This is a genomic window from Streptomyces sp. NPDC051636 (assembly GCF_044453765.1).
Taxonomy (GTDB): Bacteria; Actinomycetota; Actinomycetes; order Streptomycetales; family Streptomycetaceae; genus Streptomyces.
Genome location: NZ_JBITDA010000006.1, coordinates 246039 through 271354 on the forward strand (window position 1 = coordinate 246039; position 25316 = coordinate 271354).

The window sequence follows — 25316 nt, forward strand, 5'->3', positions numbered from 1 at the left end:
TGTCTCCACAATTACTCGGACTTCCTACTATCTGAGACAGCGGGCTGGGTCACACCGCTGCGACCTGCGGTTTCACCGTACGCGGGCGCAACGCCCGCAGCTCCCGGAGGAGCGCCCGGAAGGCCGCCGCGGAGGCCGGGCCGGCGGTGGCGACGCAGCCCGCCGAGCGGGTCTGGGTGATCACAGGACATCCCCGTCCCGCCAGTCGAAGAGCAGGTCGTGCGCGGGGTCGGGCGGCCCGGCGAGCGCGGGGCGCACGTAGGTGCTGTCCTCCTCGTCCGGCAGGTGGACGATCCCGTCCGGCGACAGGGCGCGGACCCGGCCGGTCCACAACCGCCAGCCGCGGGCGGCGTACAGCCGGGCGCCGTCATCGCTCGCGGAGAGCGCGCCGAGGTCGTAGGCCCGGTCGACGATCCGTTCCAGGGCGGCCATCACCTGCCCGCCCCATCCGGTACGGCGCACGTCGGGCCGCACGGCGACGGCCTCGACGTATCCCACGCGCAGCCAGCGCCCCCGGTGCCGTACCCGGCGCATGACCACCGAGCCGTGCGCGGCGAGCCCGGCGTCGTCGTGGGCGAGGGCGTGCATGCCGCCGAGCCCGTGCTCGAAGTCCTCGTCGGAGAAGTCCCCGTCGAAGGCCGCGTCCAGGAGGGCGCGGGCGGCGCGGAGGTCGGCGGCGGTGAGGTCGGCGGTGTGGGCGGTGCGAAGGCGGGCGAGGGGCGGGGAGGTGGCCATCACCTCAGTATTGTGATCCGACCTGTCCGCGGCCTCACCCCGTCCGCGCCCTTGACGGCCCCGTCCGCCCCCTCCATCCCCCATCGGACCCGCCTCCTCACCGGCGATCCGGGCCGCTCGGCCGTGCCGGCCCGGCGGTCGGCGGACGGCCGCTGGTTCGTCGGCGGCACGTTCGCGGGCGCGGCGCACACGGCCGACGTGCCGCTGCGGCTGGGCGCGGGCCGCCGGCTGGTCGAAACGCTGACGGACGGCCCGTCGGGTCTGGTGCGCACCACGCACGCCGTCCGCGCCGGCGCCACCCTGTCGGTCCCCGTCATCACGGACGGCGGCTTCGCGGCACTCGCCTGCCGTTGGCACGAGGGCCGCACCACCTGCGAGAGGTAACGGCTCACAGGGCTGCCGCCACCGCCTCCCCGAAGCCCTCGGGATCCTCGGCCCACGGCAGGTGCCCGGCGTCCGGGAGGCTCACCCGGCGGACGCGGGGCAGGGCCCGCTCCAGGGAGTCCACGGCCGTGCGGGGGCGGATGTCACGGGCGCCGTCGATGATCGTCACCGGGAGGTAGAGGGACTGGCAGGCGGCGTAGAGCTCGGGCGTGCCCCAGGTGCGTTTCCGCTCCTCGTTGAGGGCCTTGCCGCACTCGGCGTTGATCCCCAGCCAGGGGTCGGCCATCCGGCGGGCGTGGTCCAGGTCCCGTTCCCGGTCTTCGAAGTCGATGGACCACTGGAGCACCGCCCGTTCCCGGTCCTCCTCCTCGGAGAGGAGCGGCCGGTTCGTCAACTCCTGCCAGCGGGCGAGTCGTTCGGGGTGCTCGCCGAGCCGGGCGAGGAAGTTCTCCCGGAAGGCGGGATGCCAGTCGGCGTCCGGCCCGATGCCCGTACCGGACACGTACACCAGCGCGCTCACCCGCTCCGGGCGGGCCAGCGCGTAGCTCAGCGCCAGCTGAGCGCCCCAGGAGTGGCCGAGCAGGGGCATGCGGTCCAGGCCGAAGTGCCGTCGCACGGCGTCCAGGTCGGCCACGAAGCGCTCGCTCGTCCACGGTCCGGCGCACCGCTCGGACCGGCCGCACCCGCGCTGGTCCCAGCGCACGACCGGGGTCACGTCCGCCAGAGTTGCGGCCACGTCCGTGAACATGTCCCACAGGCCCGGGCCGCCGTGGCACAGCACGAGCGGCGGCTCCCCCTCGCCGGTCCGGGCCGCCCACAGCCGTACCCCGTCGTCCGTCTCGACCGTCTCGCTCTCCGTCCGGGTCATGGCGCCAGTCTGCCCGGGCGGACAGGGAAACGGGCCGGGAAGCCCAGCTTGTGGCGGGCTTCCCGGCCCGCGCGCGGGAGGGCGGTCAGCCCATGTGCGGGTAGGCGTAGTCGGTCGGCGGGACCAGCGTCTCCTTGATGGCGCGGGTCAGGGTCCAGCGCATCAGGTTCTGCGGGGCGCCGGCCTTGTCGTTGGTGCCGGAGGACCGGCCGCCGCCGAAGGGCTGCTGGCCGACGACGGCGCCGGTCGACTTGTCGTTGATGTAGAAGTTGCCGGCCGCGTAGCGCAGCTTCTCCATCGTGTACGCCGCCGCCGCACGGTCGTTCGCGATGACCGAGCCGGTCAGGGCGTAGTCGGACACCGACTCCATCTGGGTCAGCATCTCGTCGTACTTGTCGTCCTCGTAGACGTGCACGGCGAGGATCGGGCCGAAGTACTCGGTGGTGAAGACCTCGTTCTCCGGGTCGGTGCACTCGATGACGGTCGGGCGGACGAAGTAGCCGACCGAGTCGTCGTAGCTGCCGCCCGCGACGATCGTGCAGGCAGGGTCGGCCTTCGCCCGGTCGATCGCGGCCTTGTTCTTCGCGAAGGACCGCTCGTCGATGACCGCGCCGACGAAGTTCGACAGGTCGGTGACGTCGCCCATGGTCAGGTAGTCGACCTCGGCGGCGAACTCCTCCTTGAAGCCGGAGTTCCAGATGGACGCCGGGATGTACGCCCGGGACGTCGCCGAGCACTTCTGGCCCTGGTACTCGAAGGCACCGCGGGTGAGGGCGGTCTTGAGGACGGCGCGGTCGGCGCTCGGGTGGGCGACGACGAAGTCCTTGCCGCCGGTCTCGCCGACCAGGCGCGGGTAGGAGCGGTACTTCTCGATGTTGTTGCCGACCGTCTTCCACAGGTACCGGAAGGTCTTGGTCGAGCCCGTGAAGTGGATGCCCGCCAGGTCGCGGTGTTCCAGGGCGACCTCGGAGACCGCGACGCCGTCGCCGGTGACGAGGTTGATGACGCCCTTGGGCAGGCCCGCCTCCTCCAGCAGCCGCAGGAGGAGGACGGCGGCGTGGGTCTGCGTCGGAGACGGCTTCCAGACCACCACGTTGCCCATCAGCGCGGGCGCGGTGGGCAGGTTGGCCGCGATCGCCGAGAAGTTGAACGGCGTGATCGCGTAGACGAAGCCCTCCAGCGGGCGGTGGTCGAGGCGGTTCCAGACGCCCGGGGAGTTGGCCGGGGGCTGCTCGGCCAGGATCTGGCGGGCGTAGTGGACGTTGAAGCGCCAGAAGTCGACCAGCTCGCAGGGACAGTCGATCTCGGCCTGCTGGGCCGTCTTCGACTGGCCGAGCATCGTGGAGGCGGCGAGCGTCTCGCGCCAGGGGCCGGCCAGCAGCTCGGCGGCGCGCAGGATGATCGCGGCGCGGTCGTCGAAGGACATCGCGCGCCAGGCCGGCGCGGCGGCGAGGGCCGCGTCAATGGCGTCCTTCGCGTCCTGCTGGGTGGCGTTGCGGTAGGTGCCGAGGACGGCCTTGTGGTTGTGCGGCTGGACGACCTGGAAGGCCTCGCCGCCGCCCATCCGCTTCTCACCGCCGATGGTGCAGGGCAGGTCGATCGGGTTGTCGGCCAGCTCCTTCAGCTTGGCCTCCAGCCGGGCGCGCTCGGGCGAGCCGGGGGCGTAGCCGTGCACCGGCTCGTTGACGGGGGTGGGGACCTGGGTCACAGCGTCCATGAGATCCGTAACTCCTTGAGGTGAGCGGTGTTGCGGGCGGGGGGCGGGGCTCAGCCCTTGGTGATCATGCTGCGGACGAAGAAGCGCAGGTTGGCCGGCTTCTCCGCGAGGCGCCGCATGAAGTAGCCGTACCAGTCGGTGCCGTAGGCGGTGTAGACGCGCATGCGGTGGCCCTCGGCGGCCAGCCGCAGGTGCTCGTCGCTGCGGATGCCGTAGAGCATCTGGAACTCGTACTCGTCCAGTTTGCGCCCGGCACGGTGGGCGAGTTCCTGCGCGATGGTGATCAGGCGCGGGTCGTGGGAGCCGATCATCGGGTATCCCCCGCCGTCCATGAGGATCTTCAGGATCCGGACGTACGCCTTGTCGATCTCGTGCTTCTGCTGGTGGGCGACGTCTGCGGGTTCCTTGTAGGCGCCCTTGACCAGGCGGACGCGGCTGCCGCAGGCGGCCAGGCGGCGGGCGTCGGCCTCGGTGCGGAAGAGGTAGGCCTGGATGACGCAGCCGGTCTGCGGGAAGTCCTTCCGCAGCTCCTCGTGGATGGCGAACATCGAGTCGAGGGTGGTGTGGTCCTCGGCGTCCAGGGTGACGGTCGTGCCGATGGCGGCGGCGGCCTCGACGACCGGGCGGACGTTGGCGAGCGCGAGCTCGTGCCCGCCGGGGAATGCGGGGGCGGGCCCGGAGGGCCCTCGGTCGAGGGCGGTGGTGGGCGACGGGAGGGACTGCCCGAACATCGACAGCTTGACCGACATCTCGACCCTCTCCCCCAGCTCCAGCTGCTTGAGGCGGTCGACCAGAGCCAGGTAGGCGTCCCGGGCGGCGGTGGCCTGCTCGGGGGTGGTGATGTCCTCGCCGACCACGTCCATGGTCAGTTCCAGGCCCTTGGCGGTGAGGTCCTCGATGACGGGGACGATGTCGTCGACGGTCTCGCCGGGGATGAAGCGGTCGACGACCTGCTTGGTCACCGGGGCCGCCGAGATCAGACGTCGCATCCGGTCGCTGCGCGACGCGGCGAGAATCACGGGACCCAGCACGGGGCACCTCCACAACAAGGGCAAAGAAGGCCGATACCCGACCATTCGGGTACGGCACGGAGAACCACCGTGAAACCTAAGGATCTCTCCGATCGTCGGCCATCGACAGCTGTCACGCATCCGTGCACCCGATCTCAGACAGATGTATGAAGGCGGCTCGGGTATGCGGGAGAATGCCAGGGTGACGTCCGATGTTGCGCCTTTCAAAGGCATGGGTGACTACCAGGAGCTCGTGGACGAGATCTCGGAGCTCCTCGGTGCTCCGGCGACGCTGGAGAACCGCGACTTCGAGCTGATCGCCTTCGGCGCGTACGACAGCGAAGGGGAGCTGGACGCCTCGGCGCTGGACCCGGTGCGCACCCGCTCGATCCTGACCCGGCGCTCGACGGCGGCGGTGCGGGCGTGGTTCGAGGGCTTCGGCATCACGCGGGCGACCGGCCCGGTCCGTATTCCGCCGACGCCGGAGGCGGGGGTGTACCGGGGGCGCATCTGCCTTCCCGTACGTCATCGGGGTGTCGTCCTCGGATACGTCTGGCTCCTGGACGACGACCCGGGCCCGAGCGAGCGGCAGCTGTCCGCGGCGATGGAGGTCGCGGCCCGGATCGGCGCGCTGCTCGCGGACGAGGCGCAGCACGGCGCGGACCTCACCCGGGAGCTGCGGGCGGTGCTCATCGCCGAGCCGGGCTGGCAGCGGGACATGGCGGTGGCCGAGCTGCGCACGGCCCTCGGCCCGCGCGCGGACGGCCCGCACACGGTGGTGTGCGTGGCGCCCTGGCCGTCCGCCGACCCGGACGACGCGCCGTCCGTACGTACGCTGCCGGGCGCGACCGCGCTGTGCACGGTGCCGTGGGGCACGTCCGCGCAGTCCCTCGCGCTGCTGGTGCGGCTGCGGTCGACGGACGCCGTGACTCCGGCGGTGTCGGCGGCGGGCCGGCTGCTGGAGCGGGCGGGGAGTAGGGGCAGGGGAGCCGGTACCGGGGGACGCGGCGGAGCGGGCGGGCCGGGTGCCGCCGCCGGGGTCGCCGCCGCGCGGCTGGGGCTCGCCGAGTTGGGGACCGCCTGGCAGGAGGCGTCCGCGGCGGCCCGAGCGGCACTGGCGGAGCCGCGGTTCGCACCGGTCGCCGAGTGGGCGCGGATCGGCCCGTACCGGCTGCTGACCTCCCTGCCGCCCGAGGCCGCCCACGATCCCGTGGTCGCCCCGCTGCTCACCCCCGCCCACCATGAGCTGGCCCGCACCGCCGAGGTCTACCTCGACTGCGCGGGCCAGGCCGGCCGCACCGCCGCCGAACTGGGCATCCACCGCCAGACCCTGTACTACCGGCTGTCCAGGGTCGAGCAGCTGACGGGCCTGGACCTGGACGACGGGGAGGACCGGCTGCTGCTGCACATGGCGTTGAAGGGGGCGCGGCTCTAGCTCCTGCGGGCTCCGCCTCTCGATGCGCGGATCAGGCGGCCTGTTCGCCCGAGGCACCGCCTCCCGCCGCCAACCAGGGCATCCGGTGGACAAGGACGTCGCGCATCCTGCTGAGTGCGCGGGGTCGACCGCCCGTCCTACGGCACGGTGACCGCGCTGTGGAACCTCGGGTACGACGCCGGGTTGGGCGTCGGTGCGGCGGGGTTCGGCCTGGCCGCGGGGCACACCGGGTATCCGTGGACCTTCGCCCTGACAGCCGCGGCGGTGCTGCCGGCGCCGGGCCCGGCGGCGCGGAACGCCTCCTGCGGCCGCGTGACGGCGGAAGCGGCTGTCACGTCCGGGCGGCGGCCTCGATGATCTGCCGCAGGCCCTCGGTGAGGGCGTCCCCGTCGGGCGCGGTCTTCGGGTCGAACGTCCACTGCGCGATGAGCCCGGTCATCAGCGTGAGATAGAACCGGCCGACGGTGTCGGCGCTCTCGTCCGACACCTCCTCCTCCGGCACGCCCATGAGCAGCGCGACCAGGCCCCGTCCGCCCTCACGCTGGGCGCGGGCGAGGTGGTCACGCACCTCGGGCAGCTGGATGGTCATGACCTCCACGCTGAGCCGCCACATCGAATCGGGCTCCCGCATGCTGTCGACGATGTTCGACCACACCGCCCGGAACCGCTCCAGCGAGCCGGGCGCCCCGTGGATCCCGCCGTCCCCGGCTCCCCCGAAGTCGTCCGACTTGCCCTCCACCAGTGAGATGTAGGCCTGCGCCAGCAGCGCGTCCTTCGAGCCGTAGTGGTAGCCGATCGAGGCCAGGTTGGTTCCCGAAGCCTTGACGATGTCGCGCGCCGTCGTGCGGGCGAAGCCCTTTTCCAGCAGGCAGCGCTTGGCGCCTTCGAGCAGATCCTCACGGTGTCCCATGCGGACCAGTGTAGTCCCGCATCCATACAACCGTCCTAGACAGTTGACCTATACGATCGTTCTAGACAGCCGTTTTATACGTGTGTACATTTCCTGGCATGACGAACTCGACGAGCGCCACCCCGACCACCCGTGCCGGGCGCCGCGAATGGACCGCCCTCGGCGTGCTGATGCTGCCGCTGCTGCTGGTCTCCATGGACGTCTCGGTCCTGTACTTCGCGATTCCCGCGATCAACGCCGACCTGCGCCCGACCGGTACCCAGCAGCTGTGGATCTTCGACGTCTACGGCTTCGTCCTGGCCGGCCTGCTGATGACGATGGGCTCCCTGGGCGACCGCATCGGCCGCCGCCGGCTGCTCCTCATCGGCGCCGCCGCCTTCGGCACCGCCTCGGTGCTCGCGGCGTACGCCGGGAGCGCCGAGACCCTGATCGCCGCCCGCGCGGTGCTGGGCATCGGCGGGGCCACCCTGATGCCCTCGACCATGGCCCTGGTGCGCACGATGTTCACCGACCCCGGCCAGCGCGCGAAGGCGATCGGCCTGTGGTCCGGCGTGATGACGGGCGGGATCGCGCTCGGCTCGGTGCTGAGCGGCATCCTCGTCGAACACTTCTGGTGGGGCTCGGTCTTCCTGGTCAACCTGCCCGCGATGCTGCTCCTGCTGGCCCTCGGCCCGGTCCTGCTCCCGGAGTCCAGGAGCACGAACCCCGGCCGCTTCGACTGGCTGAGCGTGCCGCTGTCGATGGCCGCCGTGCTTCCCGTGATCTACGGCCTCAAGGAGATCCCGTCCGAGGGCTGGCACCTGCGGTACGTCGTTTCGGTGACCGTCGGCCTGGTCTTCGCCGCGCTGTTCGTCCACCGGCAGCGCACCGCGGCCTCCCCGCTGATCTCACCGGCCCTGTTCCGCGCCCACGGCTTCACCCCGTCGATCGTGCTGACCCTGGTCTCCGCCTTCGGGATGATGGGCTCGGCCCTCTTCACCACCCAGTACCTGCAGTCGGTCCTCGGCAAGAGCCCCCTGCAGGCCGCGCTGTGGAGCCTGCTCCCCTCGGTGCTCATCGGCGTCGCCGGGCCGGTGGCGGCCCAGCTCGTCCAGAAGGGCGCCAACCGCGGGTACGTCGTCGCCGCCGGCTTCGCCGTCACCGCGGCCGGCTACGGCATGCTCGCCCTGGCCGGCACCGACTCCCTCTGGCTGGTGCTCGCCGCCGCCGGCGTCCTGGCCTCCGGGGTCGTGGTCGTGATGTCCCAGCTGTCCGACCTGGCCATGAGCGCCGCCCCGGTCGAGCGGGCGGGCGCGGCCTCCTCCGTGATGGAGACCGGCACCGAGTTCGGCGGCGCCCTCGGCATGGCGGTCCTCGGCTCCATCGGCACGGCGGTCTACCGCCACGACATCCCGGCCGCCGCTCCGGCCGCGGCCCACGAGACCCTCGGCGGCGCGCTGGCCGTCGCCGGCCACGTCCCGGGGCTGGCCACGGCGGCACGGGAGGCGTTCACCAGCGGGATGCACGCAGCGGCGATCGCGGGGGCGCTGCTGCTCGCGGGGGCGGCGGTCGCGGCGGCGGTGAGCCTGCGGCGGGTTCACGTGCGGGATGTCACGGAAGGCGTGGAGGCCACGGAGCGGGAGAAGGCGGCCGCCTGAGGACACCCCGGAGCGCGCAAAAAACACCGGACGGGCTGGTTTCCCAGCCCGTCCGGTGTCTGCGGACGTTCCTCAGACGAGGTTCACCGAGCGGGCCGACGTCGCCCCGATCTCCGCGGCGACCTCGGCCAGAACACCGGAGTCCACCGTGTCGTCCACCGTCAGGACCGCCAGTGCCTCGCCGCCCGCCGCCGCGCGCGCGACCTGCATGCCGGCGATGTTGATGCCCGCCTCGCCGAGGATGCGGCCGACGGTGCCGACGACGCCCGGCCGGTCCTCGTACCGCAGCACGACCATGTGGTCGGCGAGCGCGAGGTCGACGTCGTACTCCCCGACCGCGACGATCTTCTGCAGGTGCTTCGGGCCGGCCAGCGTGCCGGACACCGACACCTCCTCGCCGTCCGCGAGCGTGCCGCGCACGGTGACCACGTTGCGGTGCTCGGCCGACTCGGAGCTCGTGGTCAGGCGCACCTCGACACCGCGCTCCTGGGCGAACAGCGGGGCGTTGACGTACGACACCGTCTCGTCGACGACGTCCTCGAAGACGCCCTTGAGGGCGCTGAGCTCCAGCACCTTCACGTCGTGCTGGGTGATCTCGCCGTACACCTCGACGTCGAGGCGGACCGCGACCTCGCCCGCGAGCGCGGTGAAGATGCGGCCGAGGCGCTCGGCGAGCGGCAGGCCCGGCTTGACGTCCTCGGCGATGACACCGCCCTGGACGTTCACCGCGTCCGGCACCAGTTCACCGGCGAGCGCGAGACGCACCGACTTGGCGACGGCGATACCGGCCTTCTCCTGCGCCTCGTCCGTCGACGCGCCGAGGTGCGGAGTGCACACCACCTGGTCGAACTGGAACAGCGGGGAGTCGGTGCACGGCTCCTTGGCGTACACGTCCAGGCCGGCGCCCGCGACGCGCCCCTCCTTGAGGGCGGAGTACAGCGCCTCCTCGTCGACGATGCCACCGCGCGCGGCGTTGACGATCCGCGTGCTCGGCTTGACCTTGCGAAGCGCCTCGTCGCCGATCAGACCGACCGTCTCGGGGGTCTTCGGCAGGTGCACCGTGATGAAGTCGGAGACCTCGAGCAGCTCGTCCAGCGACAGCACCTTGACGCCCATCTGCGCGGCGCGGGCGGGCTGGACGTAGGGGTCGTACGCGACGACCTTCATGCCGAACGCGGACATGCGCTGCGCGACGAGCGCGCCGATGCGGCCGAGACCGACGACACCGAGGGTCTTCTCGGCCAGCTCGACGCCGGTGTACTTGCTGCGCTTCCACTCGCCGTTCTTCAGCGCGGCGTTGGCCTGCGGGATGTTGCGGGCGGTGGCGAGGATCAGACCGCAGGCCAGCTCGGCGGCGGTCACGATGTTGGAGGTGGGGGCGTTGACGACCATCACGCCGGCCTTGGTGGCGGCGGAGACGTCGACGTTGTCCAGGCCGACGCCGGCTCGCGCGACGACCTTCAGCTTGCGCGCGGCGGCGATCGCCTCGGCATCGACCTTGGTGGCGGAGCGGATCAGGATCGCATCCACCTCGGCGATGGCGGGCAGCAGTTCGGCTCGGTCGGCGCCGTTGCAGTGCCGGATCTCGAAGTCCGGGCCGAGCGCGTCGACGGTCGCGGGCGAAAGCTCTTCAGCGATGAGTACGACGGGTTTCGAGCTCACGTGAGGTCCTCACAAGTCCAATGCATGCGGACGGCCGTCCCGACGGCCGCAGGCGGTGGAGGGTGGCTAGCCGCGGAAGACGCACGACGCTGTGGGCCTGACGCGTGTTGTGCAGCAGTCTAGTGGCGTGGGAGGTGGTGTCTTACGCCTCTGCGGAAGGATCACCCGTCCGTGGCAGGACGGGATGGACAAGGGGGCCGGAGCGGTCGCTCCGGCCCCTCTGGAAGCCTACGCCTCCTCGTTCACCCAGCTCATCAGCTTGCGCAGCTGCTTGCCGGTGGTCTCCAGCAGGTGCTCGGAGTCCTGCTGCTTGTACTCGTTGTACTTCTTCAGACCGCCGTGGTACTCGTCCATCCAGGCCTGGGCGAACGTGCCGTCCTGGATCTCGGCGAGGACCTTCTTCATCTCGGCCTTGGTGGCGTCCGTGATGATGCGCGGGCCGGTGACGTAGTCGCCCCACTCGGCGGTCTCGGAGATCGACCAGCGCATCTTCTCCAGGCCGCCCTCGTACATGAGGTCCACGATCAGCTTCAGCTCGTGCAGGCACTCGAAGTAGGCGATCTCCGGCTGGTAACCGGCCTCGGTCAGCGTCTCGAAGCCCGCCTTGACCAGCGCGGCCGTACCACCGCAGAGCACGGCCTGCTCACCGAACAGGTCGGTCTCGGTCTCCTCGGTGAAGGTCGTCTTGATGACGCCGGCGCGGGTACCGCCGATGCCCTTGGCGTACGACAGCGCCAGCGCGAAGGCGCCTCCGGAGGCGTCCTGCTCGACGGCGGCGATGCAGGGAACGCCGCGCCCCTCCTCGTACTGACGGCGCACCAGGTGGCCAGGGCCCTTCGGGGCGACCATGCAGACGTCCACACCGGCCGGGGGCTTGATGAAGCCGAAGCGGATGTTGAAGCCGTGACCGAAGAACAGGGCGTCGCCGTCGTTCAGGTTCGAGGCGATGTGCTCCTCGTAGACCTGGGCCTGGATCGGGTCCGGGACCAGGATCATGATGACGTCGGCCTCGGCGGCGGCCTGAGACGGCGTCACCACGCGCAGGCCCTGCTCCTCGGCCTTCGCCTTGGACTTCGAGCCCTCGTGCAGACCGACCCGCACGTCGACACCCGAGTCGCGCAGCGACAGCGCGTGGGCGTGGCCCTGGCTGCCGTAGCCGATGACCGCGACCTTGCGGCCCTGGATGATGGACAGGTCGGCGTCAGCGTCGTAGAACAGCTCGGCCACTTTGGGTTCTCTCCTCGGGAGTGCAGGTGTTGCGTCCCACCGTATGACGGCGGGCGGAAGGGAAGTTTCGGGGTCTCGGTATACGGGCGGCCGGTGTCACCCGGCCGCCCGACGCGTCCTTACGCCGACCGGTCCAGCGCCCGCAGCGAGCGGTCCGTGATCGAACGGGCGCCGCGGCCGATCGCAATGGTGCCGGACTGGACCAGTTCCTTGATGCCGTACGGCTCCAGCATCTTGAGCATGGCCGACAGCTTGTCGCTGCTGCCGGTGGCCTCGATCGTCACGGCCTCCGGGGAGACGTCGACGGTCTTGGCGCGGAACAGCTGGACGATCTCGACGATCTGGGAGCGCGTCTCGTTGTCGGCGCGCACCTTCACCAGAACGAGTTCGCGCTGAACGGCCGAACCCGGCTCCAGCTCGACGATCTTCAGCACGTTGACGAGCTTGTTGAGCTGCTTGGTCACCTGCTCCAGCGGGAGGTCCTCGACGTTCACCACGATGGTGATGCGGGAGATGTCGGGGTGCTCGGTGACGCCGACCGCGAGCGAGTCGATGTTGAAGCCGCGGCGGGAGAACAGGGCGGCGATCCGGGCGAGGATGCCCGGGGTGTTCTCCACCAGGACGGAGAGCGTGTGCTTGGACATTTCTCTTTCGTCTCTCTCGCTCAGTCGTCTTCGTTGTCGCCGAAGTCGGGGCGGACGTCCCGGGCGGCCATGATCTCGTCGTTGGAGGTGCCGGCGGCGACCATCGGCCACACCATCGCGTCCTCGTGGACGATGAAGTCGACGACGACCGGGCGGTCGTTGATGGAGTTCGCCTCTTCGATGACCTTGTCCAGGTCCTCCGGCCGCTCGCAGCGGATCGCGTAGCAGCCCATGGCCTCCGACAGCTTCACGAAGTCGGGGACGCGGGTGCCGGCGCTCGGCTGCTTGCCGTCTGCCCCGGGGCCGGAGTGCAGCACGGTGTTGGAGTACCGCTGGTTGTAGAAGAGGGTCTGCCACTGGCGGACCATCCCGAGGGCGCCGTTGTTGATGATGGCGACCTTGATCGGGATGTTGTTCAGGGCGCAGGTGGTGAGCTCCTGGTTCGTCATCTGGAAGCAGCCGTCGCCGTCGATCGCCCAGACGGCGCGGTCCGGCTGCCCGGCCTTGGCGCCCATGGCGGCCGGGACCGCGTAGCCCATCGTCCCGGCGCCGCCGGAGTTCAGCCAGGTGGCGGGCTTGTCGTACTGGATGAAGTGCGCCGCCCACATCTGGTGCTGGCCGACGCCCGCCGCGAAGATCGTGCCCTCGGGGGCGAGCTGACCGATGCGCTCGATGACCTGCTGCGGGGACAGGGAGCCGTCCTCGGGCTGGTCGTAGCCGAGCGGGTAGGTCTCGCGCCAGCGGCCGAGGTCCTTCCACCAGGCGGTGTAGTCGCCCTTGTGGCCCTCGCTGTGTTCCTTCTGGACGGCCTGGATCAGGTCGGCGATGACCTCGCGGGCGTCCCCGACGATCGGCACGTCGGCGGCGCGGTTCTTGCCGATCTCGGCGGGGTCGATGTCGGCGTGGACGATCTTGGCGTACGGGGCGAAGCTGTCCAGCTTGCCGGTGACGCGGTCGTCGAAGCGGGCTCCGAGGGCGACGATCAGGTCGGCCTTCTGCAGCGCGGTGACGGCGGTGACCGAACCGTGCATGCCCGGCATTCCCACGTGCAGCGGGTGGCTGTCGGGGAACGCGCCGAGCGCCATCAGGGTGGTGGTGACGGGCGCTCCGGTGAGTTCGGCGAGGACCTTGAGCTCAGCGGTGGCGTGGGCCTTGAGGACACCGCCGCCGACGTACAGGACCGGCCGCCTGGCGGAGGTGATCAGCTTGGCGGCCTCGCGGATCTGCTTGGCGTGCGGCTTGGTCACCGGGCGGTAGCCGGGCAGGTCCGTGGTGGGCGGCCACTGGAAGGTGGTCCTCGCCTGGAGTGCGTCCTTGGCGATGTCGACCAGGACCGGGCCGGGCCGGCCGGTGGAGGCGATGTGGAAGGCCTCGGCGATCGTCCTGGGGATGTCCTCGGCCTTGGTGACCAGGAAGTTGTGCTTGGTGATCGGCATGGTGATGCCGACGATGTCCGCCTCCTGGAAGGCGTCCGTGCCGATCGCCTTGGACGCCACCTGGCCGGTGATCGCCACAAGCGGCACCGAGTCCATGTGCGCGTCGGCGATCGGGGTGACCAGGTTGGTCGCACCCGGCCCCGAGGTGGCCATGCAGACGCCGACCCTGCCGGTGGCCTGCGCGTAGCCGGTGGCCGCGTGGCCGGCGCCCTGCTCGTGGCGGACCAGGACGTGGCGCACCTTGGTGGAGTCCATCAGCGGGTCGTACGCCGGGAGGATCGCGCCGCCGGGAATGCCGAATACCGTGTCAGCGCCGACCTCCTCGAGGGAGCGGATGAGGGACTGCGCACCCGTGACGTGCTCGACGGGGGTGGACTGCGGTCCTCCGGAACGGGGCCGCGGCTGCGGATGGTGGGCCCCGGTGGCCTGCTCGGTCATCGGCATTCTCTTCTCGATGCTGAGGGTTTTTGCGAGGTTTGTGCGGTGTACGACTGCTGTACGGCAGGTGCCTGTGCAACAAAAAACCCCTCGTGCCGTAGGGCAAGCGAGGGGAGCGCGCCGGTGAGGTCGCTGGGGTTTCCGGATCGTCCTCCGGTGGGTCCCAGCTCAGCCGACGCGCTGTCCAAGTACGAGAATTCGGGTGCGCATGGCACTGACCCTCCCCCCGGCACGCACCACGTGTCAAGTGGGTGGGACGGGAGTCTCATTATGTGAACGAAGGGCACTGCCGCCTCCGAAGACGGCGGAGACACCGCCGGTGACACCACTGGTGTACACCCCCGCGCCGCCGACCGTGAACGCCGGCTCGGCCGGTGCGTGCGGGACCGGATAGTGGCCGGATCCGAGCGCTCGGCGCAGCCGGTACTCGTCCAGCGGACCGGAGAACGCCATGCCCGTCCCGTGCGTGCAGCCCATCGCGCGCAGTGCCACGACCTGCTCCGGGACGTCCACGCCCTCGGCCACGGACTGCAGCCCGAGGTCGGTGGCGATGCGGAGCAGCCCACTGGTGATCTTGTGCAGCCGCGCCGACTCCACGACGCCGTCGACCAGGCTGCGGTCGAGCTTCAGCACGTCGACGGGGAGCCTGCGCAGTGCCGTGATCGCCGCGTAGCCGCTGCCGAAACCGTCCAGCGCGATCCGGACGCCCAGCCGGCTGAGGGCGGTCAGGCGCCGCTCCAGCTCGTCCAGGCCGATCCGGGGATCGGCGTCGGACAGTTCGAGGATCAGCGAGCCCGGGGGTAGCCCGTGCCGGGTGAGGAGGGCCTCCACCGAGCCGGGCGGCAGCGAGCGGTCCAGCAGCCGCCGGGCGCTCATCCGGACGGCCACGGGCGCGGTGAGGCCGGTCGCGGCCCGCCCGGCGGCCTGCTCGACGGCCTCCTCGAGGATCCAGCGGTCCAGCTCCGACGTCTTGTCGCTGTCCTCGGCCACCCGCAGGAACTCGGCCGGGGTGAACAGCACCCCCTGGGAGGAGCGCCAGCGCGCCTGGGCGCAGACCGAGGTGATCCGGCCGTTGTCCAGGCACACCACCGGCTGGTGCAAAAGCGCGAACTCGCCGTCGTGCAGTGCGGCACGCAGCCGCGTGGCCAGCTCCGCCTTGCGTACGACGTCCTGCTGCATCTGCGGCTTGTACAGCTCGACCCGGCCCTTTCCGGCCGACTTGGCCCGGTACATGGCGAGGTCGGCGTTGCGCAGCAGTTCGCCCGCGCCGAGGCCGGGTTCGGCGAAGGCGACACCGATGGAGGCGTTGACACGGACATCGTTGCCGTCGATGAGATACGGCTGGGAGAGCGTGAGCCTGAGGCGGTCGGCGAGCTCCAGGATGTTCCGCTCCCGGGCGGCACGGTCCCGGGTGCCGTCCCCGACGATCAGGGCCGCGAACTCGTCGCCGCCCAGCCGGGAGGCGGTGTCTCCCTGCCGGACCGAGTCCTGGAGCCTGCGGGCGGCCTGGACGAGCAGTTCGTCCCCGGCTTGGTGCCCGATGGTGTCGTTGACGGCCTTGAACCCGTCCAGGTCGATGAAGAGGACGGCTGTGCCGCGCAGGCGGTCGCCGCGGTCGGAGGCGCGGCGGCCGGACAGGGCCTGCTGCACGCGCTGGGTGAACAGGGCGCGGTTGGGCAGGTCGGTGAGCGGGTCGTGCTCGGCGTTGTGCTGCAGTTGCGCCTGCAGCCGCACCCTTTCGGTCACGTCCCGGCTGTTGAAGATGAGACCGCCGTGGTGGCGGTTGACGGTGGACTCGACGTTGAGCCAGCCTCCGTCGCCGGACCGGAAACGGCACTCGATGCGGGTGGTGGGTTCCTCGAGCGGGCTTGCGGCGAGGAACCGGCGCACCTCGTGCACCACGCAGCCCAGGTCCTCCGGGTGGATGAGATTGGCCAGTTCCGTACCCACCAGCTCCTCGGCGGGCCGTCCGTAGACCCCGGCGGCGGCCGGGGAGACGTACCGGAGGATGCCGTTGGGGGCGGCGATCATGATGACGTCGCTGGAGCCCTGCACCAGGGAGCGGAAGTGGTTCTCCTTCTGGGCCAGTTCCTGGGTGAGGGTCATGTTTTCGAGGAGCATGATCCCCTGGCGCACCACGAGCGCGAGCACGACGCAGCCGGCCGTGATGAGCACCACGTGGTCGGGGCTGCGGCCATCGAGGACGTTGTAGAGGATGCCCAGGGTGCACACGGCTGCTGCCAGGTACGGGGTGAGCGCGGCCAGGGAGCCGGTGAGCGGCGGGCCCGCCGCGTACCGGCTGTGATCACCCCCCGGCGCGGGCACGGGCGCGGACGCCTGTGCCTGGTGGTGGCCGCCGGTGCGCTGGCCGGGCACGTGCTCGTGGACCACGCGCGTGTGCCTGTCCGGAACGCGCGCCTCCGCCTGGCCGCTGCGGGAAGCGGCCCAGGGGGCGTACGCCAGGAGCAGCGAGCCGGCGAACCAGCCCGCGTCGAGCAGCTGGCCCGAGTGGTAGCTGCTGTGCAGCAGCGGCGAGGTGAACAGGGCGTCGCACATCACGGTCAGGGCGAGCGCACCGATCGCGGTGTTCACCGCGGTGCGGTTGCCCGGGGTGCGCCGGAAGTGCAGCGCGAGCACCATGCTGACGAGCGCGATGTCGAGCAGCGGGTACGCCAGCGACAGGGCCGCGTGCGCCACGCTCGGCCCGTCGAACCGCGCGGCCTGGGCGAGCGCGAGACTCCACGACAGGGTGAGCAGCGAGCCGCCGATCAGCCAGGCGTCCAGCGCCAGGCAGATCCAGCCCGCCTTGCTCACCGGGCGCTTGGCGAGCACGAGCAGTCCCACGATGGCGGGCGGCGCGAAGCACAGGAAGAACAGGTCGGCGTAGCTGGGACTGGGCACGGCCTGGTCCAGCACGACCTCGTACCACCCCCAGACCGCGTTGCCCAGGGCCGCCATCGCCGACGAGAGGGCGAACAGCAGCCAGGCGGACCGAAAGCGGACCCTGGGGCTGCGGGCGTGGAGGAAGCACGAGACGGCGGCGGCGCCCGCCGCGGCGGTCAGGCCGAAGTCACCCATGATCAGCGCGACTTCCTCCGAGCCCCAGCCGAACGCGGAACCGACGGCGTATCCCGCGCACACCACGGCCAGGACCAGTTGGTGGACCAGGCGTGAACCGTCGCCGGAGGCCGGCGGACGGGGCAGCAGTGTCCCCGACGGACGCTGTGCCCGCAGCGCCCGGTCGATGGTGGTGGTCACGGGCGGGGGGCTCACCGGGCCCTCCCGGCCAGTTGCTGGTGGTGGCCGGTGTGGTGGCCACGTCTGCGCGTGGCCTTGCGCCAGGGTCGCCGTCGGCGGCTCCGCCGCGTCGGATCGTTCGTCCATAGGCCGTGCATCGCCCGTCGCCCCCCTCACAAATTCTGAAATGTCCATCCCCGGCGCCGAATGGTCCGCGGCGCAGCCCCTGTCGGGACGATACACCAGTATCGTCACTCAGGGACATAGCTTCTCTACGCTCCGTAACTACCAGCGGAGATGTGCGTACGCACCGCGTCCGCGAGATCGCGGAGCGTACCCGGAGGGGCTTACGCGCCTGCCGAGGAGCCTGTTGTAAGGATCACGTTGCGCAGGGGCTCGCGGTTCACGAAACGGTGCAACTGGTCCGCGAGCAACCGCTCGGCGCGCGGCAGGAAGGCCGAGGTGGGGCCACCCGCATGCGGGCTGATCAGCACGCCCGGCGCCCGCCACAGGGGATGCGCCGGGGGCAGCGGCTCGGGGTCGGTGACGTCCAGGGCGGCGGTGAGGCGCCCGGTCTCCAGCTCCGCGAGCAGCGCCTTGGTGTCGACGACGGGCCCCCTGGCCACGTTCACCAGCAGCGCTCCGTCCTTCATCCGGGCGAGGAAATCTGCGTTGACGAGGCCGCGGGTGGCCTCTGTCAAGGGGGTGGACAGGACGACGACGTCCGCCTCGGGGAGCAGGGAAGGCAGTTCGGTGAGCGGATGCACCGGACCGCGCGCCGTGGTGCGCCGTGAGCGCGCGACGCGCGCCACCCGCGCGAGCTCAAAGGGCGCGAGCCGATCCTCGATGGCGGCGCCGATGGAGCCGTAGCCGACGATGAGGACGCTCTTGTCGGCGAGGGCCGGGCGGAAACCGCCGAGCCACTCCCCTCTGTCCTGGGCCCGGACGAAGTCGGGGATGCCGCGCAGCGAGGCGAGGACCAGCGTGAGCGTGAGTTCGGCGGTGCTGGCCTCGTGCACACCGCGCGCGTTGCACAGCCGCACGCCCGGGCGCAGTCGGCCCAGGCCGGGCTGCACGTGGTCGATGCCGGCGGAGAGGGTCTGCAGCACCTGCACGGAGGTCATGTACGGCAGCGGGCGTACGCACAGGTCGCTGGGTTTCATGTAGGGCACGACGTAGAAGGCGCAGTCGGCCGGGTCCGCGGGGAATTCCTCCTCCCCGTTCCAGAACCGGTACCGGGGTCCTTCGGGGAGCCCGTCGATCTCCTCCGGCGGGATGGGCAGCCATACGTCAGCAGTCATGCTCTGGAGGCTAGGGCCTGTCCGGCGGGTCAGGCAGGAGATACGTGGCGGTGCCTTGTGAGCGCAGATGCGCGTGCCAGACCCCGCGTCTCCTGCCGGGTCCGCCGGGCAGGCCCTAGGTCAGGCGTGCGCGGGCGCAGAGGTTAGGTTGGGGGCGGGCAGAGGGAGGTTCACGACCAGGTGGAGCGCAGGACGATCGGCGCGGGGGCGCTCACGGTGGGGGCCGTCGGACTCGGGTGCATGCCGATGAGCTGGGCGTACAGCGGGTCGCGGCAGCGGGGCGAGGAGTCGGTCAGGGCGGTGCAGCGGGCGCTGGACGTGGGGTCGACGCTCCTGGACACGGCCGACATGTACGGGCCCTTCACCAACGAGTTGCTGCTGGGCCGGGTGCTCAAGGAGCGGCGCGCGGACGCCTTCGTGTCGACCAAGGTCGGCCTGCTGGTCGGCGAGCAGCACATCGTGGCCAACGGGCGCCCCGGGTATGTGAAGCGGGCGTGCGACGCGTCGCTGCGCCGCCTGCAGACGGACGTGATCGACCTCTACCAGCTCCACCGCGCCGACCCCGAGGTGCCGGTCGAGGAGACGTGGGGGGCGATGGCGGAGCTCGTCCAGGCCGGAAAGGTACGGGCGTTGGGGCTGTGCGCGGTGGGCGCGCGGGGCGGCCGCCGGTCCGGGGGGCGGCTGCACGACGCCACGCTGCGCCAGCTTCAGCGGGTGCAGCAGGTCTTCCCGGTGAGCGCGGTGCAGGCCGAGCTGTCGGTGTGGTCGCCGGAGGCGCTGGACGGGCTGCTGCCGTGGTGCGAGGCCCGTGGCGTCGGCTTCCTGGCCGCGATGCCCCTGGGCAACGGCTTCCTGACCGGCACGCTGACCCCGGGCGAGGGCTTCGAGCCGGACGACGTCCGCGCCCGCCACCCCCGCTTCACGGCCGAGATGATGGCCGCCAACCAGCCGATCGTCGCCGGCCTGCGCCGCATCGCCCGCCGGCACGGCGAGGAGGTGACCCCCGCGCAGGTGGCCCTCGCGTGGATCCTGGCCCAGGGCCACCACGTCGTCCCGGTCCCCGGCACCAAGCAGGAGCGCTGGGTGGCCGAGAACGCGTCCTCGGTGGCTCTGCGCCTCGCACCGGAGGACCTGACGGAGGTGTCGAGGCTGCCTGCGGCGCGGGGATCGTGGGACTGAGGGGGCGGCACGGGGCTCTGCGTGCGGCCCCGCTCCCCGGCAGCCGGACCGTCGCGCCCGAACCCGCTGAGCCGCGCCGCGAGAAGTGGGAACCCGGGCCGCTCGGGCGATGTAGGAGAGAGTGAAGGTGCCCGTTGGAACCGCCGCTTGAAGGGACCTTGATCGTGCGACGTCGAGCTGTGACGGCCGTGCTGGCCGCGGCCGCGCTCCTGCTGACGGCCGGCTGCTCCTCGGACGGAGGGGGATCGCCGGGCAGCGGCGGGAGTACGAAGGCAGGGGGTACGGCGTCCGGGGCGTCCCCCTCGGGGCAGACGGCCGAGCGGACGCCGCCCGCCAAGGGCACGGTCAAGGTGCTGCGCACGGTCGCCGAGGGCCTGAAGACCCCGTGGGGCCTCGCTCCCCTGCCGGACGGCGGCCTGCTCGTCTCCTCCCGCGACGACGGGACGATCATCCGGGTCGACGAGAAGACCGGGAAGAAGACGGAGCTGGGCAAGGTCTCCGGGGTGTCCCCGGCCGGCGAGGGCGGCCTGCTGGGCATCGCCCTCTCCCCCGACTACGCCTCGGACCACATGATCTACGCCTACTTCACCTCCGCCTCGGACAACCGCATCGTCCGGATGCTGTACGACGAGCACAGGCCCGCCGGCGAACAACTCGGCGCCCCCGACACGGTCTTCAGGGGCATCCCCAAGGGTTACATCCACAACGGCGGCCGCATCGCCTTCGGAACGGACGGCATGCTCTACGCGGGCACCGGCGAGAGCGGGCAGCGGGGCCTGGCCCAGGACAGGAAGTCGCTGGGCGGCAAGATCCTGCGGATGACCCCGGAGGGCGAGCCGGCCCCGGGCAACCCGTTCCCCGACTCCCCGGTGTACACCTACGGCCACCGCAATGTGCAGGGCCTCGCCTGGGACGACAGACAGCGCCTGTTCGCCTCGGAGTTCGGACAGGACACCTGGGACGAGCTGAACGCGATCAAGCCCGGCGCCGACTACGGCTGGCCGGACGCCGAGGGCAGGTCGGACAACACCCGGTACCAGAACCCCATCGCCCAGTGGCACACCGACGACGCCTCCCCCAGCGGCATCGCCTACGTCAAGGGCGTCATCTGGATGGCGGGCCTGAAGGGGCAGCGCCTGTGGCGCGTCCCGCTGAACGGCACGAAGGCCTCGGCGGCCCCGCAGGCCTTCCTCACCGGCGAGTACGGCCGCCTGCGTACGGTGGTGGCGGCGGGCGGCGACAGGATGTGGCTGGTCACCAGCAACACGGACGGCAGGGGCACGCCGGAGAAGGGCGACGACCGCATCCTGGAGGCGCGGGTGACCTAGGGGGTGTCGTGGGGAACACCCCGGGTCCGCGCTGCTCCCAACGACACCCCCTGAGCCCCGAGCCCTCTTCCCGGTCTCACCCCGCCGTCCGGACGGTGCTCGGCTCGGGCGGGAACAGACTCAGCCGGTGCGCCACCGCCGCCGCCTCGCCGCGCCCCGAGACGCCGAGCTTGCCCAGGATGTTCGACACGTGGACGCTCGCCGTCTTGGGGGAGATGAAGAGCTCCTCGGCTATCTGGCGGTTGGTGCGGCCGGCGGACACCAGGCGCAGCACGTCCCGCTCCCGGCTGGTGAGGCCGAGCGCCTCGACGGGGTCGGCGGCGGTGAGGGCCTGCCGGGGGACGCGGGCCGGGGTGAGGCGGGCACGCTGGGCGAGCAGGGCGACGGCCTCGGCGAGCGGACGGGCGCCCAGGTGGTCGGCTACGGCCCCGGCCAGGCGGAGCAGTTCCGCGGCGCGGTCGCGCTGGTCGTCGCCGCCGTCGGTCAGCAGGGCCTGGGCGAGCCGGTGCCGGACGCGGGCGAGGTCGTAGGGGCGCTCCAGGCACTCGAAGGCGGTGACCACCTCCGCCCAGGTGTTGGCGGTGTCCTCGCCGCCGGCGCGCAGCAGTTCGGCGCGGGTCCACTTCTCGTGGGCGAGCCAGACGGGGGCGCCGGTGGTGAGTTTCCTGACGGCCTCGCTGAGGCGGTCGAGGTACTCCGTGCGGCCCTCCGCCGCCGCGGGCAGAGTGCGGGCGTCGGCCTCGGCGGTGGCGGCGGCCAGCAGCAGGGGCCAGGCGTAGCGGTGCGTGCCGGGCGGGAAGCCGGCGTCGAGGGCGCAGAGCAGTTCGGCGCGGGCGTCGAGCAGCCGGCCCTCCGCGGCGGCGACGCCGACGGCGATGCGGGCCAGGGGCAGCCACTGCTGGGGCATGGGGTCGTGGGTGCCGTAGTGGGCGCGGGCGGTGGCCAGCCGGCGGCCGGCCTCGGCGACGTCGCCGAGGCCGAGCGCGAGGTGGGCGAGGCGGAGCGCGCCCGCGCCCTGGGGCTTGGCGCTGTGGCCCACGGTGAGCGCGTTCGCGGCGGCGTCGGCGGCCTCCTCCCAGCTGCCGAGCACGTACAGCGCCTCGGAGAGGTTGCCCCACACCCATGCCTCGGTGTCCAGCAGGCCGAACCTGCGGGTGAAGGCGATGCCTTCCCGGAGGATCGGCACGGCCTCCCGGGCCCGGCCTACCGACAGCAGTTCGCTCGGAAGGTTCACATGGGCGCGGCCCGCGACGTGCACGACGCCTTCCTGGAGTGCCTGCTCCTTGACCTGGCGCAGTCCGGCGAGCGCGGCTTCGGTGTCGCCCGCGTCGACCATGAGGCAGCCGAGGGTGAGGCGGGCGTGGAGCTCGATCTCACGGGCGCCCACCATGCGCGCGTACTCGACGGCCCGTTCGGCGGCGGCGAGGGCGTCCGGCCCGGGCTCGTGCAGCATGCACCAGTTGGCGACGTAGGCGAGGACCTCGGCGTGCACCTCCGACGGCGGCAGTCCGCGCACCAGTTCCTGTGCGGTGGCCAGCTCCTTCCAGCCGTCGCCCCGGGCCTGGGCCTGGACCAGCCGGGAACGCTGCGCCCAGAACCAGGCGGCGCGCAGCGGGTCGTCATCGTCCTCCAGCAGCCGCAGCGCCCGCTTGGCGATCTTCAGGCCGCGTTCGCGTTCTCCGCAGAAGCGGCCCGCGACGGTGGCCTCCGCCAGCAGGTCGAGATAGCGCAGGGGGGTGGTGGCCGGGTCGCAGCCGCAGTGGGGATAGCCCTCGGTGTAGTCGGCGGGGCGCAGGGCGGACCGTACGTCCTCGGGGGCGCTGTCCCACAGCTCCATCGCCCGCTCCAAAAGGCGCAGTTGCTCGCTGTAGGCGTGCCGGCGGCGGGCGGTGACCGAGGCGTCCAGGACGGCGGGCAGGGCCTTGGCGGCGTCGTGGGCGCGGTACCAGTAACTGGCCAGGCGCATCACGCGTTCGTCGGCGGGGACGAGCGTGGGGTCGGCCTCCAGGGCCTCGGCGTAGCGGCGGTTGAGGCGGGAGCGCTCGCCGGGCAGCAGGTCGTCGGAGACGGCCTCGCGGACCAGGGAGTGACGGAAGCGGTAGCCGTCGCCGGAGGGTGCGGCGCTGAGGATGTTGGCGTTCACGGCGGCGCGCAGTGCCTCGATGAGGTCGTCCTCGGCGAGCCGGGCGACGGCGGCGAGGAGCCGGTACTCGACGGTGGATCCGCCCTCGGCGACGATCCGGGCGACCCCCTGGGCGCTCTCGGGCAGTGCCTCGACGCGGACCAGGAGGAGGTCGCGCAGCGAGTCGGTGAGGCCGGCGCAGCAGCCCTCGCAGGTGGCGACGGCGAGTTCCTCGACGAAGAAGGCGTTGCCGTCGGAGCGGTCGAAGATCTCGTCGACCTGGGCGGGGTCGGGTTCGGTGGCGAGGATGCCGGCGATCTGGCGGCCGACCTCCTCGCGGGTGAAGCGTGCGAGTTCGAGGCGGCGGACGGTGCGCAGCCGGTCGAGTTCGGCGAGCAGGGGCCTGAGGGGATGGCGGCGGTGGATGTCGTCGGAGCGGTAGGTGGCGAGGACCACGAGACGGCCGGTGCGCAAGGTGCGCAAGAGGTAGGCGAGGAGGTGGCGGGTGGAGGCGTCGGCCCAGTGCAGGTCCTCGAGGGCGAGGACGACGGTGCGCTCGGCGGCGACGCGTTCGAGGAGGCGGGCGGTGAGTTCGAAGAGGCGGGCCGTGCCCTGTTCGTCGTGCCGGCTGGAGGTGGCCTCGCCGAGTTCGGGCAGCAGCCGGGCCAGTTCCTCCTCCTGGCCGGCGGTCGCGGCGGCGAGTTCGCCGGGGAGGGCCTGGCGCAGCGTGCGCAGGGCGGTGGAGAAGGGAGCGAAGGGCAGCCCGTCGGCGCCGATCTCCACGCATCCGCCCAGCGCGACGAAGGCGCCCTGACGGCAGGCGGCGGTGGCGAACTCCTCGACGAGCCGGGTCTTGCCGACGCCCGCCTCGCCGCCGACCACCAAGGCCTGCGGCTCGCCCGTGCCGGCACGGGCGAGCGCGTCGTTCAGGGCGCCCAGTTCATCGGTGCGGCCGACGAAGACGGGACTGACGGATCTGGTCTCCACGGGCCCGAGCATCGCATGCGGATCGGACGACGTGACACGGGTTTTCCACAGCGCGACGGTATTCGTCGTACGACCATACGGAAGCGGGCGGCCGACCCCCGTTCGGCCGCCCGCCTCCGCTCCCGCGGTCACGCGGCGCGGGCGAGTCGGTCCCGGCGTGAGCCGCGGGTATGGGCCTCGGTCTCGGCGGCGCGGCGGGCGGCCTCCTCGCGACGGGCGGCGCGACGGGCGCGCACGGCCTCGCGGACCAGGCGCTCGTGCTCGGCCCGGCGGCGCAGTTCGGCGGAACGGGCCTGGAGCAGTTCGAACTGGAACATGATGTCTCCCCTGGTGCGAGGTGGCTTCCCGGGTCGTTCCGGGATGCCTCCACCTTCGTCGCCCAGGGAGGCGGGCCGCATCGGGAGTGTTCCGCATCTTCGGCGGGCCTGACGGGCACGGGAGACGCGTAAGGGGCCTTAGGGCGTCCGTAAGGTGCTCACGGACGCCCTAAGGCCCCTCAGGTCTGCGGAGTGTCAGCCGGCGGAGGGCAGGGCCAGCAGGGCGTCGGAGTACTTGAGGACGGCCAGGAGCAGGCCGATGACGCCGAGGGAGACGCCCGCCCAGGCGACCGACTTGATCCACGCGGCCTGCGGCTTGCCGGGGGTGCCGAAGGCGGGCCGGGCCAGGACGACGACGCCGGTGATCAGCGCGGCCAGGGCGAACAGGCCGGCCCACAGCGCGGTGGTGTGCCAGGCGTCGCCGTAGACCTCCTTGACCTGCTTGCCGACGCTCGCGGTCGACGAGGTCTGCAGCTGGCCGACGAGGGTCTCGCGTGCGGCGGCCACGGTGCCGATCCAGCCGCCGGTGAGCGAGACCAGGCCCAGGGCGGCGGAGACCACGGCACCGGCGCCCTGTCCGACTCCGGAGGGGCCCGCGTGCTCGGTCTCGTCGGCCACCGGCTCCTCGACGTCGGCTTCTGCCGCGGGCCCGGCGTTCTCGGCCTCCGTCACCTCGTCGACATGCTCATCGGCGCGCTCATCGTCGTTCTGGGTGGCGTCCACTGTCTTCGTTCCCATGCCT

At 71.9% G+C, this 25316-nt stretch carries 21 protein-coding genes; 6 read left to right on the plus strand and 15 right to left on the minus strand.

Translation table 11 applies throughout. The features are described 5' to 3' along the window. Positions 1-49 precede the first annotated feature (49 nt). Both ACIBBH_RS14575 and ACIBBH_RS14580 read right to left on the minus strand, forming a co-directional pair. On the minus strand, positions 50-184 hold the full coding sequence (locus ACIBBH_RS14575) for a hypothetical protein (RefSeq protein WP_399404578.1): 135 nt from the start codon (positions 182-184) through the stop codon (positions 50-52). Continuing rightward, positions 181-735: a GNAT family N-acetyltransferase gene (locus tag ACIBBH_RS14580; RefSeq protein WP_399404579.1), complete on the minus strand. Its 555-nt coding sequence runs from the start codon at positions 733-735 to the stop codon at positions 181-183. Before ACIBBH_RS14580 ends, ACIBBH_RS14575 begins: the two co-directional genes overlap by 4 nt. A gap of 12 nt (positions 736-747) precedes the next feature. Between ACIBBH_RS14580 and ACIBBH_RS14585 the strand changes: the two genes are divergently transcribed. Further along, a complete protein-coding gene (locus ACIBBH_RS14585) occupies positions 748-1119 on the plus strand; it encodes a glycoside hydrolase family 97 C-terminal domain-containing protein (RefSeq protein WP_399404580.1) in 372 nt (123 codons plus the stop codon). Positions 1120-1123: 4 nt separating this feature from the next. On the opposite strand, the gene ACIBBH_RS14590 is transcribed toward ACIBBH_RS14585, so the two are convergent. The 3 genes from ACIBBH_RS14590 to ACIBBH_RS14600 form a co-directional block, all read right to left on the minus strand. Then, positions 1124-1987, minus strand: coding sequence for an alpha/beta fold hydrolase (locus tag ACIBBH_RS14590; protein WP_399404581.1), 864 nt, complete (start codon positions 1985-1987; stop codon positions 1124-1126). An 85-nt stretch (positions 1988-2072) separates the two neighbouring features. Beyond that, the gene (gene pruA, locus ACIBBH_RS14595; protein ID WP_399404582.1) at positions 2073-3704 is read right to left on the minus strand and encodes an L-glutamate gamma-semialdehyde dehydrogenase; all 1632 of its coding nucleotides are present in this window, start codon (positions 3702-3704) and stop codon (positions 2073-2075) included. A gap of 50 nt (positions 3705-3754) precedes the next feature. Then, entirely contained in the window at positions 3755-4735 is a 981-nt protein-coding gene (locus tag ACIBBH_RS14600) for a proline dehydrogenase family protein (protein ID WP_399404583.1), read from the minus strand. A gap of 163 nt (positions 4736-4898) precedes the next feature. Here ACIBBH_RS14600 and ACIBBH_RS14605 point away from each other — a divergent pair, with 163 nt between their 5' ends. Further along, positions 4899-6149 carry a PucR family transcriptional regulator gene (locus ACIBBH_RS14605; RefSeq protein WP_399404584.1) on the plus strand — a complete coding sequence of 417 codons (1251 nt, stop codon included), beginning with the start codon at positions 4899-4901 and terminating at the stop codon, positions 6147-6149. Between the two features lie 114 nt (positions 6150-6263). Further along, entirely contained in the window at positions 6264-6506 is a 243-nt protein-coding gene (locus ACIBBH_RS14610; protein WP_399404585.1) for a hypothetical protein, read from the plus strand. Here the strand turns inward: ACIBBH_RS14610 and ACIBBH_RS14615 are convergent. Further along, positions 6481-7059, minus strand: coding sequence for a TetR/AcrR family transcriptional regulator (locus tag ACIBBH_RS14615; protein ID WP_399404586.1), 579 nt, complete (start codon positions 7057-7059; stop codon positions 6481-6483). The two genes, ACIBBH_RS14610 and ACIBBH_RS14615, sit on opposite strands and share 26 nt — an antisense overlap. A gap of 98 nt (positions 7060-7157) precedes the next feature. Here ACIBBH_RS14615 and ACIBBH_RS14620 point away from each other — a divergent pair, with 98 nt between their 5' ends. Further along, a complete protein-coding gene (locus ACIBBH_RS14620; RefSeq protein ID WP_399404587.1) occupies positions 7158-8696 on the plus strand; it encodes an MFS transporter in 1539 nt (512 codons plus the stop codon). Between the two features lie 72 nt (positions 8697-8768). Here the strand turns inward: ACIBBH_RS14620 and serA are convergent, their stop codons facing one another. The 6 genes from serA to ACIBBH_RS14650 all read right to left on the minus strand — a co-directional run bounded on the left by serA (position 8769) and on the right by ACIBBH_RS14650 (position 18641). Continuing rightward, on the minus strand, positions 8769-10358 hold the full coding sequence (gene serA, locus ACIBBH_RS14625) for a phosphoglycerate dehydrogenase (protein WP_399404588.1): 1590 nt from the start codon (positions 10356-10358) through the stop codon (positions 8769-8771). A gap of 228 nt (positions 10359-10586) precedes the next feature. Then, the gene (gene ilvC, locus ACIBBH_RS14630) at positions 10587-11585 is read right to left on the minus strand and encodes a ketol-acid reductoisomerase (RefSeq protein WP_399404589.1); all 999 of its coding nucleotides are present in this window, start codon (positions 11583-11585) and stop codon (positions 10587-10589) included. A 119-nt stretch (positions 11586-11704) separates the two neighbouring features. Next, positions 11705-12229 carry an acetolactate synthase small subunit gene (gene ilvN, locus ACIBBH_RS14635; protein ID WP_043504310.1) on the minus strand — a complete coding sequence of 175 codons (525 nt, stop codon included), beginning with the start codon at positions 12227-12229 and terminating at the stop codon, positions 11705-11707. A gap of 20 nt (positions 12230-12249) precedes the next feature. Further along, positions 12250-14103, minus strand: a complete 1854-nt coding sequence (locus ACIBBH_RS14640; protein WP_399404590.1) for an acetolactate synthase large subunit — start codon at positions 14101-14103, stop codon at positions 12250-12252. 243 nt (positions 14104-14346) lie between these two features. Next, positions 14347-17376 (minus strand): putative bifunctional diguanylate cyclase/phosphodiesterase, encoded by a 3030-nt coding sequence (locus ACIBBH_RS14645; protein ID WP_399404591.1) that lies wholly within the window; start codon positions 17374-17376, stop codon positions 14347-14349. A 311-nt stretch (positions 17377-17687) separates the two neighbouring features. Beyond that, complete coding sequence (locus ACIBBH_RS14650; RefSeq protein WP_399404592.1) at positions 17688-18641, minus strand: 2-hydroxyacid dehydrogenase; 954 nt, start codon at positions 18639-18641, stop codon at positions 17688-17690. Positions 18642-18821: 180 nt separating this feature from the next. On the opposite strand from ACIBBH_RS14650, the gene ACIBBH_RS14655 reads away from it, so the two are divergent. Together ACIBBH_RS14655 and ACIBBH_RS14660 are read left to right on the plus strand one after the other, a co-directional pair. Continuing rightward, on the plus strand, positions 18822-19820 hold the full coding sequence (locus tag ACIBBH_RS14655) for an aldo/keto reductase (RefSeq protein WP_399404593.1): 999 nt from the start codon (positions 18822-18824) through the stop codon (positions 19818-19820). A gap of 179 nt (positions 19821-19999) precedes the next feature. Continuing rightward, on the plus strand, positions 20000-21148 hold the full coding sequence (locus tag ACIBBH_RS14660) for a PQQ-dependent sugar dehydrogenase (protein WP_399404665.1): 1149 nt from the start codon (positions 20000-20002) through the stop codon (positions 21146-21148). A gap of 76 nt (positions 21149-21224) precedes the next feature. Here ACIBBH_RS14660 and ACIBBH_RS14665 read toward each other — a convergent pair whose 3' ends face one another. The 3 genes from ACIBBH_RS14665 to ACIBBH_RS14675 all read right to left on the minus strand — a co-directional run bounded on the left by ACIBBH_RS14665 (position 21225) and on the right by ACIBBH_RS14675 (position 25312). Beyond that, positions 21225-24269 carry an AAA family ATPase gene (locus ACIBBH_RS14665; RefSeq protein ID WP_399404594.1) on the minus strand — a complete coding sequence of 1015 codons (3045 nt, stop codon included), beginning with the start codon at positions 24267-24269 and terminating at the stop codon, positions 21225-21227. 116 nt (positions 24270-24385) lie between these two features. Then, positions 24386-24574, minus strand: coding sequence for a hypothetical protein (locus ACIBBH_RS14670; RefSeq protein WP_399404595.1), 189 nt, complete (start codon positions 24572-24574; stop codon positions 24386-24388). 195 nt (positions 24575-24769) lie between these two features. Continuing rightward, a complete protein-coding gene (locus ACIBBH_RS14675) occupies positions 24770-25312 on the minus strand; it encodes a hypothetical protein (RefSeq protein ID WP_399404596.1) in 543 nt (180 codons plus the stop codon). Positions 25313-25316: the final 4 nt, after the last annotated feature.

Excerpts from the sequence above, each read along its gene's own strand:
- ilvN (WP_043504310.1), bottom strand. The coding sequence starts at position 12,229 with ATGTCCAAGCACACGCTCTCCGTCCTGGTGGAGAACACCCCGGGCATC.
- ACIBBH_RS14670 (WP_399404595.1), bottom strand. The coding sequence starts at position 24,574 with ATGTTCCAGTTCGAACTGCTCCAGGCCCGTTCCGCCGAACTGCGCCGC.
- ACIBBH_RS14620 (WP_399404587.1), top strand. The coding sequence starts at position 7,158 with ATGACGAACTCGACGAGCGCCACCCCGACCACCCGTGCCGGGCGCCGC.
- ACIBBH_RS14615 (WP_399404586.1), bottom strand. The coding sequence starts at position 7,059 with ATGGGACACCGTGAGGATCTGCTCGAAGGCGCCAAGCGCTGCCTGCTG.
- ACIBBH_RS14605 (WP_399404584.1), top strand. The coding sequence starts at position 4,899 with ATGCGGGAGAATGCCAGGGTGACGTCCGATGTTGCGCCTTTCAAAGGC.
- ACIBBH_RS14650 (WP_399404592.1), bottom strand. The coding sequence starts at position 18,641 with ATGACTGCTGACGTATGGCTGCCCATCCCGCCGGAGGAGATCGACGGG.
- ACIBBH_RS14665 (WP_399404594.1), bottom strand. The coding sequence starts at position 24,269 with ATGCTCGGGCCCGTGGAGACCAGATCCGTCAGTCCCGTCTTCGTCGGC.
- ACIBBH_RS14590 (WP_399404581.1), bottom strand. The coding sequence starts at position 1,987 with ATGACCCGGACGGAGAGCGAGACGGTCGAGACGGACGACGGGGTACGG.
- ACIBBH_RS14640 (WP_399404590.1), bottom strand. The coding sequence starts at position 14,103 with ATGACCGAGCAGGCCACCGGGGCCCACCATCCGCAGCCGCGGCCCCGT.
- pruA (WP_399404582.1), bottom strand. The coding sequence starts at position 3,704 with ATGGACGCTGTGACCCAGGTCCCCACCCCCGTCAACGAGCCGGTGCAC.
- ACIBBH_RS14580 (WP_399404579.1), bottom strand. The coding sequence starts at position 735 with ATGGCCACCTCCCCGCCCCTCGCCCGCCTTCGCACCGCCCACACCGCC.
- ACIBBH_RS14675 (WP_399404596.1), bottom strand. The coding sequence starts at position 25,312 with ATGGGAACGAAGACAGTGGACGCCACCCAGAACGACGATGAGCGCGCC.